Genomic DNA, 17,693 nt, shown 5'->3' on the forward strand with positions numbered 1-17,693 from the left:
GGGTGCGCGCCTTGCTACTCAATCTTGCACTGTTGATGGTCAGTGTATGGCTTCGTTTTCGAGTTTAGTGACGATTTCTTGATATAGGTCAATGCTTTGCTGCGCATCTTCCTTATCGATTTTGTTCATCACAAAGCCAATATGGATCAGCACATAGTCGCCAATTTCCAGCGGCTCATTCATTAAATGACTGCTGACATCGCGGCGCACGCCTAAGGTATCGACCGTGACACTCTGGCGTTCAATATCGACCGCCACCACTTGGGAAGGTATGGACAAGCACATTATTGTGCACCTCTAATATTGTCTTTAAGCCAAGCGGCCACAGCCTGCATGGAGTCGCCATCTTTAATGGAGACTTCAATGATTTGAGTTGCTGGATTGAGTTTTTTGAGCTGTGCTCTGGCTTCGTCCAGCTTGAAATCAAAATAGGGCAGTAGATCGCACTTAGTGATAAACACTACATCTGCGCGGCGGAACATCACAGGATATTTTTCAATCTTATCATCGCCTTCTGGCACGGACAGCAGCACGATATTTTTGTGTGTACCTACATCATAACTGGCTGGGCAGACAAGATTACCGACATTTTCGACAAAGCAAATATCCAGCCCATCAAGTGGTAGATGATGCAGGGCGCCGTGCACCATAAAGGCGTCAAGGTGACAGGCCGAGCCCGTTTGAATTTGATAGGCTGTAATGCCTTTCGCGATTAAGCGGTCTGCATCGCGTGAGGTTTCTAAGTCGCCTTCGATCACCGCATAGTTGAGCTTAGTGTATTCTTTGAGATTTTCTAAAAGGGTCGTTTTACCGCTGCCTGGGCTACTCATGATGTTGAAGGCAGTAATGTTATGTGCCTCAAAGTGGGCGCGGTTATGACCTGCTTCGACATCATTTTTATCTAAAATCTTGTGGATGACTGACAAGGTTTTTTTATCGTTTAACTGAGGATTGGTGTGTAACTCGCTATGACTATGTGATGAGCTATGGGATGCGCCATGCTTATGCGAATGGCCGTGCCCGTGATCATGGCTATGGTCATGACTATCAACATGTGAGTGCGCGCCTAAATGATCATGGTCGTGGCGGGTAAGGGAGCAGCCGCAGTCTTTACACATTTTACCTCTCCTTGAATCGGCAGAGTGCGAGGACTTTGCCTGACGAATTGTGAATGCTGATGTACTGATCGTTAATTTGGTTACGCTAATGTTGAGTGTGATACAAATTGCGCTGCAGATCTTTGATGTTCGTCAGGTTTATGGGGATAAAAATGGCGAGCGAACATCAGGGGTTATCAAATAAGTAAGGTTATTGATTCTGATGAATCCCATACCAGAGTTGGCCTAGGGCGATGCCGCCATCATTGATGGGTATCTGTTTACTGGATAACACTTTATTGCCTTGGGCGCTTAGCTTGCTCAGGCAGTATTCTATTAGATATTTATTTTGGAATACGCCGCCGCAGAGCACGGTGGGAAGGTGTTTGTACTGGGCGGCATAGTCGCAGACAACATCGCCTAATGTGTGTAAAAAGGCGCGGGCGATGGCATCTCGTCTGTTGTCTGTTAGCGGTTTTTCAGTCATTAATTCAAAAATCTGCTTGAACATTTCACTGCTGCGCCACTGGTCGACGTCAAGAGGTAAGTTAAGCGAAATGGCTTCAAGGGCTAATGCATCGGCGCGATTGGCCGCGGCTTCTATCGCCATTCCCGCTTGACCTTCAAACAGTGTGGTTTCGATTAAGCCTAAGGCGCAGGCGAGGGCATCGAACAGTCGCCCGACAGAGGAGGTTTTTATCGCGCTACCGTTCTGCCAGATCTTATGTAAGTTAGTCAGAGTGTTTGGGCGCATGTTGTTTAATATAGGTAATTGCAATGCGAGTACAGCATCAAGGCTCATTTGCTCGAACAATAATGCCAGTAATAACCTCACGGGTTGCTTAATGGCTTGCTCGCCGCCCAGCAGGGCTATAGGCTCAAAATGGGCCAGTCGCTGCGCTTTATCCAGCGTGGTTAATAACACTTCACCGCCCCATAAACTGCCATCGTCGCCAAGCCCAGTGCCATCAAAACTAAAGCCCAATACGGGATCTCGATATTGGTTAACTGCCATTACACTGAGCACATGGGCATGGTGATGTTGCACAGTGAAACATTTGCTTTGGCTGGTATTGATGAGTTCTACACTCGAGTTTGCGTGCATTTCAGCCCAGCGCGATGGGGCATAATCTGGGTGTTTATCGCGAACAATGAGATTGGGCGCAAAGTGATACAGCCGCGCGAAGGTCGCTAAGGTGCGCTCAAAATAGTGCTCGGCGCTGACACTGAATAAATCGCCAATATGGGGACTTAAAAACACATTGTTGCCAAAGCCTAGGGCGATAGCATTTTTTTGCTGTGCGCCCACGGCCAAAATTGATTGGGTTAGCGGTGTATCAAGTGGGAAACTTAAGGGCGCATAACCACGGGCGAGACGCAGTATTTGCAGCTCTGCAGGCGAATCCATGTTGGGCTGAATCACCTGCACCACACTGTCATCGCAGCCATTAATAATCGGTCGATTATGATCGACTATCGCATCCACTATATGGCTTAAGTGGTGAATAAGCTCATCACAATCTGTGATGATAGGCTCACCGGAAACATTAGCGCTGGTCGCGACCAATGGCCCTTTGAAGAGACCTAACAGTAAATGATGTAGCGGTGTGTAGGGTAAAAATACCCCGAGTTTATTCAGATTGGGCGCAACAGCTAAGCTGAGATCATGTTCGGCACGGCTATTCATTAGCACTATGGGCCTTTCCTGCGAACTCAGTACTAGCCACTCGGCATCCGTACCTGTGACATAGTGCTGCGCCATAGTGATATCCGTCATCATCACCGCTAGCGGCTTGGCTTGGCGCTGTTTTCGCAGCCGGAGAGTGTTGACTGCTTTGTCACTTCGGGCATCACAGATTAAGTGAAATCCGCCCAGTCCCTTAATTGCCAGAATCTGCCCTTGGTGTAATCTGTCAGCCGCCGCTGTCAGTACCGCAAGGTCCGTACTCAATTCAGGTGTGCTGAAATTTGAGGTATTGGGAATGATGTATTCCCCTTGGGGTGTTTTTAAACTGAGTCTGGGGCCACAAACTGGGCAACTGACAGGCTGAGCATGATAGCGGCGATCGAGTGGGTTTTGATATGCTTTGGCGCACTCGGGGCACATGTCAAAATCGGCCATGGCGGTGTGGTGTCTATCATAGGGTAAAGCATTGATAATCGTGTATCGAGGGCCGCAATTTGTGCAGTTGGTAAAGGCATAGCCAAAGTGGCGATCATCAGGATTATGCATGTCGTTCAAGCAATCTTGGCAGGTACTTTTATCCGCAGATACTGCCACCTGCGCACCTATCGGTGAACTTGGGTCATCGTCCTCATGGCTGTCGCTTTTTATAATTTCAAATGTGGTTTCGCTTAGCAAAATCGGCAGCGGTGTTTGGATTATATTGTCGATACGGGCCAGTGGCGGTGGGGTGGTATTGATCGTTGTGATAAATTGCGTGAGGTTTTCTTCTGTGCCTTGCAGCTCAATGGTCACGCCCTTGGCATTGTTGAGCACAGTACCCGTCAGTTGAAATTCAAGGGCATAACGATAGACAAAGGGGCGAAATCCCACCCCTTGTACTATGCCAGTGAAGTGCAACTGACAACGCTTTAACGTGGCTCCCTTGTGGACAAGGTATTCCAACGCGAGCCTTCGTTTTATCTGCAGGTCACTGTGCTTTTTGTGGCGACTATTGTGCCTATGTGGCTTCATACGTTGTGACTTAACTTTTGGCCTCCTAATCATGGGCATTTAGTTGTCGCTGCTTAACGTAAAGTGCCCCAACGGCTAAGTTATCGCCGTCTAAATCTAGGCTGCGATTGATCACTAAGGGGAAGTTTTTGCCTAAGCGTAAACTGATGCGTTTACACAGGGTTTCATTCGTTAATTCATTGCCCGCTAAGGCAACATTGTGCACGCCGATATTTAAATCGATATGTTCTAACCAGTTAGAAAGATAGTCCGCCAGCGAGTCTTGCATCGCAAAGGCGAGTTGACTCGGGTCGTCATTACCTGCGATACGAAAACTCAAGACTGTGCCTAAGGTTTTACACCAATTCAGGCTGCGGTGGGCTTCACCTTTGGTCAGTGGATAATCGATACGTGGGGCATTGGCGCCGTGGTAACGCATGGCGGCGGCCATCAGTGCATCGCTGAGTCTTTCTTGGCTTTGCGTTTCTTCTTGGGGATTGAGGCCAATTAAAATGGCGGCGATCGCCCACAAACTTTGCAAGTTGTCCCGTCTGCCGTGAAGCTTTAGGCTCAGGAGTTTTAGGTAATCGTCGGGGAACAGGCTTTTAAACTTCTGTGCCACGGCTTTTTGTGGGCTGCTGTCCAGTTGATGGAAAATTTCGTAACCGTTATCGGGCAGCTCGGGCAGTGCAAAGAAGAGTTCAGTGTCGCCCTTATTATCGCAGGTGACAATTTGACTGGCGTGGGTATGGCTTAAGTAAATGACCGCGGCATTTTTTGCCTGTCTGTGGCTGGTAAATTTACCGTTGAGTAAGGCACTGAATAACGCTGCGTCCGCGATGGTATGATTTTCGGTATCGCTAGCGTGTGGCGTGCCAGCATGTTCAACTTCAGTGTGAGCTGCTTCTGCGTTAGCGGCAAAGGTGTTAGCAGTGTGAGTCGCTTCACTCGATTGAGGTAATACCGCTACATTCAGTTCGCCTTGATGGGAACGTGACCGTTTCGCTGCTTGCCATTGGGCTTGATAACCGTGAAGGCTGACTTTTTCCCTTAAGGGTTCTGGGGCGATAAAGTGCTTGGTTTGAGCCTGCGTTGAGCCTAAATCTTTGCTAGCAATTTGCGCCCAAGCGCCATCGACCCACGCGAGTTTCGGCCTATTATGCTGGCCTTGGATATAAACCCAATCGACGCCTTTTTGTCGCAACACTTCAGCGAGTACTAAGATCACTCGGCTGTAGGCAAAGCAAATGTCGTACAGTGGCGCACTGAGTTTGTCGTGCTCTTGCGTGGGTCTGGCGCAGATAAGCGGCTTTTCAATACTGGAAAGCGCGAGCACCTGTGAATCGTTCAGGCAGAAATGGGCGTTTAGCGTATTGGGATTACAAATTAACAGTTGTGGCCGCTCGCCTAAGGGCTGAGCAAACGGTGTCAGACTAAGTTGCAGATCATCGGCGGCCGCTAATGTCAGTGGGCCTTGTGTCAGCAGCCCCTGTGCCATGGCTTTTATATCTGACAAGGTTAAGGCTTTTTGCGCTGGCGTTAATTGTGTTTCGCCCTTGCAGCAAGGGCAGGCTAAATCTAGCATGCCAAACTTCGCCGATTGATTATCGCCAATCAGCGGATAACATTGCTGGCAAAAAGGCGCGATGGCAGGACTTGATCCAGACTGTGAGTAGGGCAGTAAGGTTTTGCCGCCTTGGGGCTCGTCGATGACCTTAATGCCGGAGTCAATCAACCAAGCGGAAATCAAAAAGTCCGCGGCAATGGCATCGGCCAGTTGCTCGAGTTGAGTCTGCTCGCCCTGGGCTTCAATAAAGTAACTGTGCTGACCAAAGTCATGTAGGCCATCACAGCCTATGCTGATGTTCAGCGCATCGTAATTTAGGTATTGATTACATAAATGCGCGTACAAAGGCACCTGACGTGAGCAGGTAAAATCGAATCTGATGTTTTTCATCTTCTATATACTTTCACCAGTAGTAACGCCGCGTTTATAAGAGTCAGGGATCAGCGAGTCGATACTGTGATCGGCAATACGCGTCGCAGTGAACCCAAGGGAGGCTAAGTGGGATAACAAGCTTGATTCCATTAACGGCACTGCGGCGGCGACTTTAGGGGTCAAACCCAGCACCATAGGTTCGAGCACGGTTGGGGTGACGCCCAGCACAAAGGTCTTAGGTCTGTCGCCAACCATTTCCATCATATTGAGGGTTTGCAGCATTTCGACTTCATGGGCGCTGCCTTGCCAGTCGATTTCCTTCGGCGCTTTATCAAAATCGAAGAAGTAGACTTCGCCCGCTTCTACGCCATTGGCGTTAACAGTATCGACCACGATTAAATAATCGTATTGGCAAATAATAGGGATAAGTCCCTGAGCCAAGGTGCCGCCGTCGAGCAGCTTTAGCTGGTGGGACTCATGGGTAAACTGATAATTATCAGCTATATAATTGACAAAATGTACGCCGATGCCTTCATCGGCGTACAGGACATTGCCAATACCGAGTAGCAATATCTTCATTGGACTCCTAGTGGTGTGAGTCTGGCTTTGGGTAGTCATAGCCAGAGACAATCGAGTCAACTGAGTTATGTTTGAAGCGTATCCCTGACCAAACCGCCATATAGACGTGGATAACCACAAAGATAACAAATGCCCAAGTTAAGTAGTGATGCCAAATCCTAACTTGTGCCAGCCCACCCATTTGTGCCGTAATCCAAGCGGCGCTGCCCCAAAGCATCCCACCTAAACCTTGGTGATACACATTGGCATACAACACCAGACCCGTTATACATATCACAAGAGCGACCAGTGAGATTGCTACATAAGTCACAAATTGCAGCGGTCCATAGACACCCGCTTTATGTAAGTGACCCATCCATAAGTAAGATTTCAGCTGAGTGATCCAGCTTTTTACACTCATCACATCGCGAAATGAGCGCCGCTCAATGTCGCTTCGGCTGAAAAAATACAGGTAGAAGCGCACTAAAGTGATTGCGGTTAGTACAAAACCGCAAATCAGATGAGCGAAGCGGATCCAGCCTTGTACGAGTACGTCCGTACTTTCAGGCGCCACAAGAAACGGCCAAGCAATATAGAATCCGGTGATCACTAGCACCAGAATTGACAGTGCCCTGAGCCAGTGAAAAATCCGTATTGCCGGACTAAAAATCAGTGTCCGAATGCGGGTTGCAGAATGGTTCATTTTGCGTTCCCTCCCTCGATTATTGACCATTGGGACTGACACGGAACTCGCTCAATGCTTGGCCTTTGAAATCCATCACGTGTACAGAACACGCCATGCAAGGGTCAAATGAGTGAATAATACGTATCACCTCAAGGGGCTTAGTAGGATCTTCCAGTTTCAAGCCAATTAAAGAGGCTTCATAGGGACCCATTTTACCGTTGGCATCCACTGGACCTGCGTTCCAGGTAGTTGGTACGACGGCTTGATAGTTCTCAATCACTCCATTTTTAATGCGGATCCAGTGGCTTAACATGCCGCGTGGCGCCTCAATCATGGCGTGACCTACATACTCTTTATTTGGATCAATATTGGGTTTTACATAGGTAGATTCATCGGACTGGATATTCGTCAGCAGCGCATCAAAGGTTTTTAACCCTTCTTGGGCGACGATAACTGTTTGTAACATACGGGCTGCAGTGCGACCTAAAGTGGTAAATAGAGCCGCTACGGGTAGACCTGTGCGAGCGAGCAGGCCATTAACCGAATCCACGACCACCTTGTTACCGCGGGCATAACTCACCAATAGGCAGGCGAGTGGACCCACTTCGACAGGTTCACCTTGATAACGGGGAGATTTCACCCATGAGTATTTGCCATCACCATCCAGTGTTGGCAATTTGCCGTAGACAGTGTCGCGTTCAACAAAACCCGTGTAATTAGGAATCGTTGTACCGTCATAGGGATGTTGCGGTGCATCGGCGCTATACCAAGCGTGGCTGACGTCTTCGGCAATCAGATCTGGATTCACGTCACTGACGCCGGCAAGGTCGCCATTCATGATCACGCCTTGATTGAACATGTATTCGCCATTGGCTAACACAAAGTCATCGGTCGCCATGAAGTTTTTCACGTTTACGCCGCCCAACACGCTAGGTTCAGTACCAAAGGCTTCGGCCGCCATCACGATATCTGCTTGATAGGCACGCAGAATAAAGTCAGTTACTGTCGCATGTTTTTGCTTCCATTCCTGCAGGCGAGCAGGGCTGAGCATGTCGCGCACCGAAGTCACGCCACCGACAACAACGGATTGTGGATGTGGTGATTTGCCACCAAAAATGGCTAGCATTTCTGCTGCAACACGTTGTACTTCAAGCGCTTTAAGGTAGTGAGATAGCGCGATAAGATTTTGCTCTGGGGTAAATTTATAGGTGCCGTTGCCCCAATAAGCGTTGGCAAATGGACCTAATTTTCCCGTTTCGACAAAGCCTTTAACTCTTTCTTGTACCGCTTTTAAATCACCTTCCCCCGCCGCTATGGGATGGTCTGTGTATTTCAGGGCAACTTGTGCCGCTTTAGCAGGATCGGCGCTCAGTGCAGAAACCACATCAACCCAATCTAAGCCGTGTAGATGGTAGAAATGCACAATATGGTCATGCATGTATAAAGAGGTTTGCATCAATGAACGTAAGTATCTCGCGTTCAACGGAATTTGAATTCCCAGAGCGTTCTCAACCGCTTCAGTGCCGCAGCGGTAGTGGGAATAGGTACAGACACCACAGATACGTTGCACAATAAGGCCAACATCCATAGGAGTGCGGCCCTTGAGGATGACTTCAATACCGCGCCAGAGTGTGGAGGATGACCAAGCCTTGCTGATGACGTTATTTTCATCAACTTCAACTTCGATACGTAAGTGACCCTCGATACGTGTGATAGGGTCGATAACAACGCGCTTGCTCATGGGTTATTCCTCCAGCGGTTTGGCAAAAATACTGGCAACGGCATGGGCTCCAATGCCCACAACAGTCGCGCCTAAAATCACCGCACCAATAGTATCTGCGGTCGCATCCAATCCATGGAGGAGTTGACGGCCAAGGGGTTTTTCAAAGTCGGCCATGTCATCCCAGAAGTTAGGTTCTGAGCAGCCCATACAACCGTGTCCAGCAAGTACTGGCCAGCTGGTGTGATGGTTAAAGCGCTCGGTAGGGCAGTTGTTGTAGGTGTAAGGACCTTTACAACCGACTTTATACAGGCAGTAGCCTTCTTTCGCGCCGTGATCGCCAAATTCTTCAACGAATTCACCGGCATCAAAGCGGCCGCGACGTTCACAGTTATCGTGTACCCGTGCGCCGTAAGCCCATTTTGGTCTGTTAAACATATCCAGCGCAGGTAATTTGCCGAACATGATGAAGTACATCAAAGTGCCGACTATGTTCTTTTCGCTCGGTGGGCAACCGCCTAAGTTAATGACGGGTTTACTGACCACTTCGTGCACGCCTTTCGCCCCCGTTGGGTTTGGATAGGCGGCTTGCACACCACCAAACGCCGCACAAGTGCCGACAGAGATAATCGCGGCGGCGCCTTCTGCAGCATGCTTGATGATTTCTAATCCTGTGTGGCCTTTACAGCCCACAGTGAGGAAGCTGCCGTTATTGGCGGTTGGAATCGCCCCTTCAACGGCCAGTAAATAGCGGCCCTTGTAGGTTTCGAGTGCATTTTCGAGGTTCTCTTCGGCTTGCCAACCCGCAGCAGCCATTAAGGTTTCGTGATATTCCAAGGAGATATGGTCAAAAATCAGCGAATCTAGATTGGGGGTATCAGTACGAATTAAGGATTCTGAGCAGCCAGTACATTCGGCCATGTGTAACCAGATTAAGGGTACACGGTCGGCTAATTCGGCAGCTTCGGCTACTAAGTTACTAAAGGGGAGCGGCAATGCGAGCATGCTCGTCACCATGGCACTCCACTTCATAAAATCACGGCGACTAATGCCGTGCTGTTGCATTTTCTCAATCAGCGATTGTTGTTGACGGGGAGCGAATTGGCGTAACGCATCTAAGCGCGCCTTTCCCTGTTCATATAGGGCTGCATGTGTGTCCATGGGTCAACCTTTTTTGTTATTTAAATGTAAATTGGTAAGGGTTTACATAATTGACAGGGTCAGTTTAGGCCGTTGGAGTGTAAAGATTCTTGATGTATATCAAGAATTTTCAAGAGATGTGATAGAACTGAATTTGACATTTAATTAACATGACGCAGATCTAATTTCACTTTTTCTAATGGGACAAAATGTCTCATATTTGCCATTTTGGATGAAATCGGTCACTTAATCGGCGCTCATGTTATTAAGGTTGCGCTGTTGAAAATGCCGACCTTAAGTGGGGGAGTCTGTGCATACGGCTTAATTGGACTTATATCAGCTTGTTTAAGAAAACCTTAAGATTCAGTTAATAGATTCAAAGGTAATCGTTAACGCGGAATATTCTATGAAGAAAATATTGTTGTTACTCAGTTTAATGGCCGCTGGTGTACAAGCCGCGCCGTCGTTGGATCATCAAGTGTTTAACGCGCAGAACCAAGCTGTTTCTCTGAGTGAGTTTAAAGGTAAAGTCGTTTATGTCGATTTTTGGGCCTCTTGGTGTGGGCCTTGCCGTAAATCCTTTCCGTGGATGAATGAGATCCAAAAAAAGTATCAAGATCAAGGTTTGGCCGTTGTGGCAATCAACCTAGATACAGATAACGAGTTAGCCCAAGAATTCTTAAAACAAGTCCCCGCCAATTTTTCAGTGCGTTTCAATCCAGAAGGTGATGTCGCGCGCAGCTTCGATTTGCTGGGTATGCCGAGCAGTTTCATGTTCAATCGCCAAGGTCAGTTAGTGCAGCATCATGTTGGTTTTTATGCCGATAAAGCCGCTGAATACGAGCAAGAGCTCGTCAGTTTACTGAAGGAGTAATTTATGCTTAAACCCGCATTAGTCGCAGTCACACTCATTATAGGTTTGAGTGGTTGTTCAAATTTAGGGGTGCAGCCGTGGGAGAAAGGCCAGTTGGCACGTGCTGATATGGCGCTCGACAGTGAAAAGCTCGATCTGGCGCTCGATGATCATATTTATTTTAGTAAAGAAGGCAGTAGCGGCGGTCGCGCCTTTGCCGGTGGTGGATGTGGCTGTAACTAAACTCTCCGTTGGTGTTAGTTGCCCTTAGATGTAACGAATAGATGTGATGAGCTCAGGGGCGAAATCCCGCGGTATTGAATAGATGAAAGTGACCTACAGGTGTTGTCAGCTATGACCCAAAAAAAGAATCAAATAAATGCAAGACAATCGAAACAGATTGCGGGTGCGTTAGCCTTAGCCAGTTGTGGATTGTTTGCCACAAGTGGCCACGCGACTGAATTATCTAAAAAAGCTGACGACTGGAAGGTCGATGCCGCTTTAATGTATTACGGTGAGCAGGATAGAGTGCAGGCCGTTGAAGCCATAGGTACAGCGCAAAAAGCCTTTGGCGATGATAGCGTGCTGGATCTTAAACTGGTGGTCGATAGCTTAACCGGTGCCTCGGCTTCGGGCGCTGTGGCTCAAAGTACCAGCCAAACCTTTACTCGTCCTTCGGGCAATGGCCAATACAGTGTGGCAGCGGGCGATACACCGCTCGATGACACGTTCCACGATACCCGCGTGCAAGGCAGCGTTAACTGGGCCCAAGCGCTTAATTCAGACTGGAAAGTCAACGCTGGTGTCTATGGTTCAAAAGAATTCGATTATATGTCAATGGGGCTCAATGCCAGTATTGAGCGCGGTTTTAACAAAGACAACACTACGTTATTTTTAGGCACAGCTTACAGCTTCGATGTGGTTGATCCTGTCGGTGGACGTCCGGTGGATTTATCCTCCATGGCGGTTCGCGATAACTTCGCCAGTGAAGCCGCGTATCGCACCGCATTTGATGCGACTCGCCAAAGTGGCAGCGATAATAAGCAAACCGCCGATGTGATGTTAGGCATCACCCAAGTGCTCAGTCAGCGTTGGTTGTTGCAGGCCAATTACGGCTTATCGAGTGTCAATGGCTATTTAACCGATCCCTACAAAGTGCTCAGTGTGGTGGATAACAATGGCATCACTCAGGATCTCTTGTATGAAAGCCGCCCCGATGCTCGCTTGAAGCATAGCTTCTATGTGATGACTAAAGGCGCGTTGGATGCGGGCGTGGTGGATTTTTCCTATCGTTATAATACCGATGATTGGGATCTCACATCGCATACCTTAGAAACCCATTACCGTTATTACTTTACGGGCAATTTTTACGGTCAATTGCATCTACGTTATTACCAACAAACGGCGGCTAACTTCTATCAACCTTTCTTGATGGCAGATACACCATTACCAGAGTTTGCCAGTGCCGATTATCGTATCGGTGATATGTCGGCTTATACGATAGGGATTAAATTTGGTCATCGATTATCGGGCGGTCATGAGATGTCGTATCGCTTAGAGTATTACCAACAGGATCCGAAAAATAACGGCACTACTATCCCAGGAGAGCTGCAAAACTTTGATCTGTTCCCGACGCAGAAGGCAATAACAGCACAGTTTAGTTATTCTTTTTAATACGAAATAATGCTACTGACTCAGATAGCAAGGCGTTAAACTGTATGGGTAGCTTAGCTACCCATACTCAATTTACCCCTGAGCTTATTTAAGCTGAATGCCAGTGGGGTGCCATGTAAAGAGGTGATTTATGATGTCGACATCATCCCTAAAAACCACACTTTATTCGCTGCAACGCCGTGATTGGGGTTATGTGGGCGAATTTAGGGCCATGGCGAGTCCCTGTGAAATACTCATCGCATGCGATCAACTCGATATTGCCGACGATATGTTGGATATGGCCGTCACTGAGGCGCTGCGTATTGAACATAAGTACAGTCGCTTTATTGCGCAGAACTGTCTGTGGCAATTAAACCATGCCTATGGTCATAAGCAGCTTATCGATGAAGAAACCTGGCAGTTATTGGCTTTTGCCAAACAATGTTTTCAGCTCAGTGATGGATTATTTGATATCTCTGCAGGGCCGTTAATGGAACTGTGGCGCTTTGATCCCAAAGCCCAATTGCCCGAACATGCCCGCATACTTGCCGCGAAAGCCTTAGTGGGGTTTGAGCGTATCGAGTTTGATTCGCGCCATATTGAGATGCCATCGGGAATGAAATTGGATTTTGGCGGCGTTGCTAAGGAATATGCAGTCGATAGAGTCGCCTATGAGTTGGCTGAATGTTATCCAGATATTCCTGTGTTAGTGAATTTTGGCGGCGATATCGCCTGTCCTGTGCCCAAAGTGAACCCATGGCAGGTGGGCATTGAAGATCCTCGCCATCTCGATCGCGCCGCCAGTGTACTGGCGATCAGTCAGGGCGCATTAGCGACCAGCGGCGATACACGGCGCTTTTTTGAAGTCGATGGAATGCGTTACGGCCATATTGTCGATCCACGCACTGGCTATCCCGTCGTCCAAGCGCCGCGCTCCGTGACTGTGTTAGGGCCAAATTGTGTGACCGCGGGAATGCTGGCGACTATGGCCATGTTACAGGGCCAAGATGCGGAAGCATTTTTACAGCAACAAGATGTTAAGTTTAGTATTTTCCGTTAAGGGTTCTTTTAAAAGGCTCTGTTAAGGACATTGAATGCGTATTATGTTGGTTGAAGACAATGAGTTATTGGCCCAAGGGATTTGCTTAAGTTTGGCAAAGCTGGGCATGCAGGTTGATCACCTTAATAGTTATCAGCAAGCATTACAGGGTGTTAAAAATGAAAGCTTCAGTGCCATAGTGCTCGATCTGGGTTTACCCGACGGTAACGGTAAAGAGTTACTCAAAGCTTGGCGTCAGCAGGGAGTGTCAATTCCTACAATAGTCCTGACCGCCAATACGGATTTTGACACTAAGCTCGAATGCTTAGACATGGGCGCCGATGATTATCTCGGTAAACCCTTTGATGTGCGAGAGCTCGCCGCTCGCATTCGCGCCATTGTCAGACGCCAGTACGGACTCGATCACAACAGTTTGATTATTGGTGCGCTGTGCATTGATTTAAATACCCGCGAAGTGACCTTTCGCGAGCAAAATGTGCTGCTTTCACGGCGTGAATTCCAATTATTGCTTGAACTCGCACAATCAGCTGGGCGCGTATTGACGCGCAGCCAACTGGAACAGTTAACCTATGGCTGGGATGAAGTCGGCAGCAATTCGATTGAAGTACACATTCATCATCTGCGTAAAAAACTCGCCAATGAGCTGATTAAAACCGTGCGTGGAATCGGCTATACCTTGATTGAAATAAATTAATTCACTGAATTAAGTGACAATACTCACGTTTGTGGGTATTGATACCTCAGTGATTAGCTGAGGTTAAACGTTAGGAAACTGAAGTGATTCGATTAAAGGGGCTGGATGTGTATTCACTGCGTTTGGTACTGACATTATTGATTTTGTCAGGTATTTCAGTGTCCGTTGCTGTCTCTAGCTGGTTGAGTACTCGGGATTCTAAGCATCAAATAGAAGAACTCTTCGATGCGCAAATGCTGCAAACCGCGAAAATGCTGGAGCTGTTTTATCACACTGAGCCCGGTGCGACGCCCCAGAGTACCGCAAGACCGCAAGTGCTCCACGTTCCCGATAGCCAGATCAGTTCCTTTGCCGAGAAAGCCGATGCCCTGAAACTCGCCTATGAGCATAAATTGGCGTTTCAAATTTGGAGTGAGGCGGGCGAAGCCTTAGTGCTGTCGGACAATATTGGCCATCAACCTATCACCCGATTCGTGCAGGGTTATCACAAGAAAGTGTTCGAAGGTGAACTCTGGCATGTGTTCAGTTTTTTCTCGGTCAAAAATCATGTTTGGATTGTCACCGCTCAGCAGGATGAAGTGCGCCAAGAGCTCGTATCACAAATCATGCATAACGCGGTTATCGTGCCCTTGATTGTGGTGCCTTTGACACTACTTATCGTTAGCTTATTGTTTTATCTATTGTTCCGGCCGTTAAAAACCTTCGAAAGGGAGTTGATTGGGCGGGCGCCGAACGATCTCACGCCGCTGACTATGTCACTACCGAAAGAACTCGTACCCGTTCGCCGTGCATTAAACTTATATATCAATAGTATAGCTAGATTCATTGCCCGTGAGCGCCGTTTTAGCGCCGATGCCGCCCATGAACTTAAAACACCTTTATCTGTGATTAAATTACATCAACACGGTTTAGAGAGCCTGATTGACGATGATCCACAGCAGAAATTTCATCTAGCCGCGATTGATGCTGGCGTGGTGCACATGAGTCATACCGTTGAACAGTTACTCGTGTTAGCGAGGGTGGATTCGATAAATGAGCTGAATGTGTCATCCCACGCTATCTTGCCCATGGTTGAAGATGCGCTTAATCAACTGATGCCACAAATCACCGATTATGAATGGAATATCGATATCGCGCCCCAGCTGACCGTGACTTGCGATCGGTTCTATCTGCTGCTGGTGCTAAAAAATATTATCGAAAATGCCTGCAAATACAGCCCGCAGGAATCAGAAATCTCAGTGTCGGCCCATTTACTGGGTGATGAGATTAGTATCTGTATCGCGGATCGCGGCCAAGGCATGACAGAAGAGCAGATTGCTAATGCCACCGAGCGTTTTTATCGTGTGAATGAAAATGAAGGCATAGGTGCGGGTTTAGGTTTGTCTATCTGCCATCACATCATTGAATTGCACCAAGGTCGTTTAGTGATAGCGCCTAGGGAGCAGGGCGGATTATCTGTGACTCTTTTTTTGCCGCAATAGTTCAGAAGTTAACATCTTAAAATAGATCCGCAGTTTAAGTGACATCACCTCAGTGGTTTTGATACATTTGGGTGAGTGTAATTGTGAGTTTGTCTGCTATCTTAGAAAAAATACCTAGGTTTACCAACAGATTGGTTCGCTAATTGTGTTTTTTCATCTAAGATCATCCACACTAAGTTGAGACTTTAAAAAGTCTCATTTTACTTTCAAAAATGTAGCATTTGGATCACTTAACCTGCTTTTGTAACTGTGAAAGCAGAAATATGCATGATAATGTTATTTTTATATTCCTTTTAGGTATAAACTTATTCTCAAATAGTATTGTGTAGAAGGGGTTAACTGCATCTTTATTTATGAGTTTTTTTCTCCTTCTGATATCTTTCGCGATATGTAAGCAACTGTTTTTTTTCGCCCCTAAGCGAGAGTGAAAAAAATTCACTGTATACATAAAAAACATTGATTTCTTAGTTTATTTTTTAGGTTACCTATCTATGGTTAGCTTGTTGCGTTGCCCATCGTCCAAACCTTATTCGTCACTCATTTGTTCACTGACGCTAGGCGCTGTTGTCGCCCTGTCTGGTGTCGCGTACGCTGAAGAGACAAAACCCGCCGAGACAGTTCCTGTGGTAACTCCGCCGAAAGTGATTTCTCAGCCCGCTACAAAAAATCAAGTGAGATTCACTAAAACAGGCGCTTTCGATAGCGATACTGTGGTGAAGATTGCAAAACGTTTGGCAGCGAAACCGTATGTGGCCCTTAAAGACCCGTTACCGGCCGGCCTGGCTAAATTGTCATACGATGAATACCGTGATATTCGTTTTAACCCGACTGCGTCTATTTGGCGTGATCAGGGCGTGCCTTTTCAAATGCAAATGTTCCACCGCGGCTTCTATTTCCAAGATCTGATTGAGATTGCGATTGTGGAAGGACAAAATGCAACGCATTTGGCCTACGAGCCTAAGTATTTCACCGCGGGTGAAGTGATTACCCAAGCGTTACCCAATGATGACATTGGCTACTCAGGTTTTCGCATTCATAACCAACTGAATACTAACGGTGTGTTTGACGAACTTATGGTGTTCCAAGGTGCGAGTTATTTCCGCGCTTTAGGTAAAGGTAACGCCTATGGTTTATCTTCACGTGGTTTAGCGTTAAAAACCGCCGATGCCGAAGGGGAAGAATTCCCAATATTTCGCGCTTTTTGGGTTGAGCGTCCATACAATGACAGCAACTTGATTGTTGTGCATGCCTTGCTAGATAGCCCAAGTGTGGCGGGTGCTTATACTTTCTCTGTCCGTCCAGGTGATAACACTTTGATTGACGTCGAAGCGACGCTGTTTCCACGAGTTGAGCTGAGCAAAGTCGGTTTAGCACCCAGCACGAGCATGTTCCTGCATTCACTCAATGGTCGTCATGATACCGATGACTTTAGACCTGAAGTGCATGATTCTGACGGTTTATTGATGTTAAACGGCCGTGGTGAGCATTTATGGCGTCCATTGGCTAACCCACGTCAATTACAGGTCAGTGCGTTTTCTGACAACTCGCCACAGGGTTTTGGTTTGATCCAACGTGAGCGTGATTATGCGTCTTACCAAGATTTAGAAGCACATTATGAACGTCGCCCAAGCCTGTGGATTGAGCCTGTGGGCAACTGGGGCCAAGGTTCTGTGGTGTTGACTGAAATTCCGACTGAGTCTGAAATTCATGACAACATCGTTAGCTACTGGAAACCTCGTCAGCCTATTCCTGCGGGCAGTGAATTCCATTTTGCCTATCGCATGAGCTGGGGTGAAGAACCCGCGGCTAGAGTCGGTGCTGTACATGTGTCTCGCTCTGCCAGTGGCCGTGCCGATATCGCTAAAGCAACACCAAGACGTTTATTTGTGGTCGACTATCAAATTGAAGGTCCGATGACAGATGAAATGCCAGTTGCTAAAGTAGAAGCGTCTGGTGGTGTGGTCACCAATGTGGTGATTGCCCGTAATGCAGCCAAAAATGGCTATCGCTTAGCTTTTGAATTAGAGCCAGAAGATAAAGAACTTATCGAACTGCGCGCTGAACTCAAGTTCCCAACTCCTCGTCAGGTTGAAACCTGGCTCTATCGCTGGACGCTGTAAGGTTCATGACGGAGCA

At 47.6% G+C, this 17,693-nt stretch carries 15 protein-coding genes; 7 read left to right on the top strand and 8 right to left on the bottom strand.

Features of this window, described 5'->3' with window-relative positions; translation table 11 throughout:
• Window positions 1-39: 39 nt before the first annotated feature.
• The 8 genes from BM607_RS04290 to hyaA all read right to left on the bottom strand — a co-directional run bounded on the left by BM607_RS04290 (window position 40) and on the right by hyaA (window position 9,837).
• A complete protein-coding gene (locus BM607_RS04290) occupies window positions 40-285 on the bottom strand; it encodes a HypC/HybG/HupF family hydrogenase formation chaperone (RefSeq protein ID WP_011846641.1) in 246 nt (81 codons plus the stop codon).
• A complete protein-coding gene (hypB, locus tag BM607_RS04295; protein ID WP_071938795.1) occupies window positions 285-1,118 on the bottom strand; it encodes a hydrogenase nickel incorporation protein HypB in 834 nt (277 codons plus the stop codon). Before hypB ends, BM607_RS04290 begins: the two co-directional genes overlap by 1 nt.
• Before the next feature lie 190 nt (window positions 1,119-1,308).
• Entirely contained in the window at window positions 1,309-3,726 is a 2,418-nt protein-coding gene (hypF, locus tag BM607_RS04300) for a carbamoyltransferase HypF (protein WP_071938794.1), read from the bottom strand.
• Between the two features lie 94 nt (window positions 3,727-3,820).
• Window positions 3,821-5,731 (bottom strand): NiFe hydrogenase, encoded by a 1,911-nt coding sequence (locus BM607_RS04305; protein ID WP_071938793.1) that lies wholly within the window; start codon window positions 5,729-5,731, stop codon window positions 3,821-3,823.
• A gap of 3 nt (window positions 5,732-5,734) precedes the next feature.
• Window positions 5,735-6,292 (bottom strand): HyaD/HybD family hydrogenase maturation endopeptidase, encoded by a 558-nt coding sequence (locus BM607_RS04310; protein WP_006086407.1) that lies wholly within the window; start codon window positions 6,290-6,292, stop codon window positions 5,735-5,737.
• Window positions 6,293-6,299: 7 nt separating this feature from the next.
• Entirely contained in the window at window positions 6,300-6,974 is a 675-nt protein-coding gene (cybH, locus tag BM607_RS04315; RefSeq protein ID WP_028760178.1) for a Ni/Fe-hydrogenase, b-type cytochrome subunit, read from the bottom strand.
• Window positions 6,975-6,993: 19 nt separating this feature from the next.
• Window positions 6,994-8,697: a nickel-dependent hydrogenase large subunit gene (hyaB, locus tag BM607_RS04320; RefSeq protein WP_071938792.1), complete on the bottom strand. Its 1,704-nt coding sequence runs from the start codon at window positions 8,695-8,697 to the stop codon at window positions 6,994-6,996.
• A 3-nt stretch (window positions 8,698-8,700) separates the two neighbouring features.
• Complete coding sequence (gene hyaA / locus BM607_RS04325; RefSeq protein ID WP_006081384.1) at window positions 8,701-9,837, bottom strand: nickel-dependent hydrogenase small subunit; 1,137 nt, start codon at window positions 9,835-9,837, stop codon at window positions 8,701-8,703.
• Between the two features lie 385 nt (window positions 9,838-10,222).
• Here hyaA and BM607_RS04330 point away from each other — a divergent pair, with 385 nt between their 5' ends.
• The 7 genes from BM607_RS04330 (at window position 10,223) to BM607_RS04365 (ending at window position 17,677) form a co-directional block, all read left to right on the top strand.
• Window positions 10,223-10,690, top strand: a complete 468-nt coding sequence (locus BM607_RS04330) for a TlpA disulfide reductase family protein (RefSeq protein WP_006081385.1) — start codon at window positions 10,223-10,225, stop codon at window positions 10,688-10,690.
• A 3-nt stretch (window positions 10,691-10,693) separates the two neighbouring features.
• Entirely contained in the window at window positions 10,694-10,912 is a 219-nt protein-coding gene (locus BM607_RS04335) for a DUF4266 domain-containing protein (RefSeq protein ID WP_006081386.1), read from the top strand.
• A 111-nt stretch (window positions 10,913-11,023) separates the two neighbouring features.
• Complete coding sequence (locus BM607_RS04340) at window positions 11,024-12,343, top strand: DUF3570 domain-containing protein (RefSeq protein WP_011846649.1); 1,320 nt, start codon at window positions 11,024-11,026, stop codon at window positions 12,341-12,343.
• Between the two features lie 130 nt (window positions 12,344-12,473).
• Window positions 12,474-13,382, top strand: coding sequence for an FAD:protein FMN transferase (locus tag BM607_RS04345; protein ID WP_071938791.1), 909 nt, complete (start codon window positions 12,474-12,476; stop codon window positions 13,380-13,382).
• Between the two features lie 34 nt (window positions 13,383-13,416).
• Window positions 13,417-14,076: a response regulator transcription factor gene (locus tag BM607_RS04350; protein WP_071938790.1), complete on the top strand. Its 660-nt coding sequence runs from the start codon at window positions 13,417-13,419 to the stop codon at window positions 14,074-14,076.
• 83 nt (window positions 14,077-14,159) lie between these two features.
• On the top strand, window positions 14,160-15,557 hold the full coding sequence (locus BM607_RS04355) for an ATP-binding protein (RefSeq protein WP_071938789.1): 1,398 nt from the start codon (window positions 14,160-14,162) through the stop codon (window positions 15,555-15,557).
• Window positions 15,558-16,048: 491 nt separating this feature from the next.
• Window positions 16,049-17,677 carry a glucan biosynthesis protein G gene (locus BM607_RS04365; RefSeq protein ID WP_071938787.1) on the top strand — a complete coding sequence of 543 codons (1,629 nt, stop codon included), beginning with the start codon at window positions 16,049-16,051 and terminating at the stop codon, window positions 17,675-17,677.
• The last annotated feature ends 16 nt before the right edge of the window (window positions 17,678-17,693 follow it).

The organism is Shewanella sp. SACH (assembly GCF_001887095.2).
GTDB classification, from domain to species: Bacteria; Pseudomonadota; Gammaproteobacteria; order Enterobacterales; family Shewanellaceae; genus Shewanella; species Shewanella baltica.

What these genes read in the sequence shown, in the direction of transcription:
- BM607_RS04330 (WP_006081385.1), top strand. Translation starts at nt 10,223, where the DNA reads ATGAAGAAAATATTGTTGTTACTCAGTTTAATGGCCGCTGGTGTACAA.
- BM607_RS04290 (WP_011846641.1), bottom strand. Translation starts at nt 285, where the DNA reads ATGTGCTTGTCCATACCTTCCCAAGTGGTGGCGGTCGATATTGAACGC.
- hyaA (WP_006081384.1), bottom strand. Translation starts at nt 9,837, where the DNA reads ATGGACACACATGCAGCCCTATATGAACAGGGAAAGGCGCGCTTAGAT.
- BM607_RS04340 (WP_011846649.1), top strand. Translation starts at nt 11,024, where the DNA reads ATGACCCAAAAAAAGAATCAAATAAATGCAAGACAATCGAAACAGATT.
- BM607_RS04310 (WP_006086407.1), bottom strand. Translation starts at nt 6,292, where the DNA reads ATGAAGATATTGCTACTCGGTATTGGCAATGTCCTGTACGCCGATGAA.
- hyaB (WP_071938792.1), bottom strand. Translation starts at nt 8,697, where the DNA reads ATGAGCAAGCGCGTTGTTATCGACCCTATCACACGTATCGAGGGTCAC.
- BM607_RS04365 (WP_071938787.1), top strand. Translation starts at nt 16,049, where the DNA reads ATGGTTAGCTTGTTGCGTTGCCCATCGTCCAAACCTTATTCGTCACTC.
- cybH (WP_028760178.1), bottom strand. Translation starts at nt 6,974, where the DNA reads ATGAACCATTCTGCAACCCGCATTCGGACACTGATTTTTAGTCCGGCA.
- BM607_RS04345 (WP_071938791.1), top strand. Translation starts at nt 12,474, where the DNA reads ATGATGTCGACATCATCCCTAAAAACCACACTTTATTCGCTGCAACGC.
- BM607_RS04305 (WP_071938793.1), bottom strand. Translation starts at nt 5,731, where the DNA reads ATGAAAAACATCAGATTCGATTTTACCTGCTCACGTCAGGTGCCTTTG.
- BM607_RS04350 (WP_071938790.1), top strand. Translation starts at nt 13,417, where the DNA reads ATGCGTATTATGTTGGTTGAAGACAATGAGTTATTGGCCCAAGGGATT.
- hypB (WP_071938795.1), bottom strand. Translation starts at nt 1,118, where the DNA reads ATGTGTAAAGACTGCGGCTGCTCCCTTACCCGCCACGACCATGATCAT.
- BM607_RS04335 (WP_006081386.1), top strand. Translation starts at nt 10,694, where the DNA reads ATGCTTAAACCCGCATTAGTCGCAGTCACACTCATTATAGGTTTGAGT.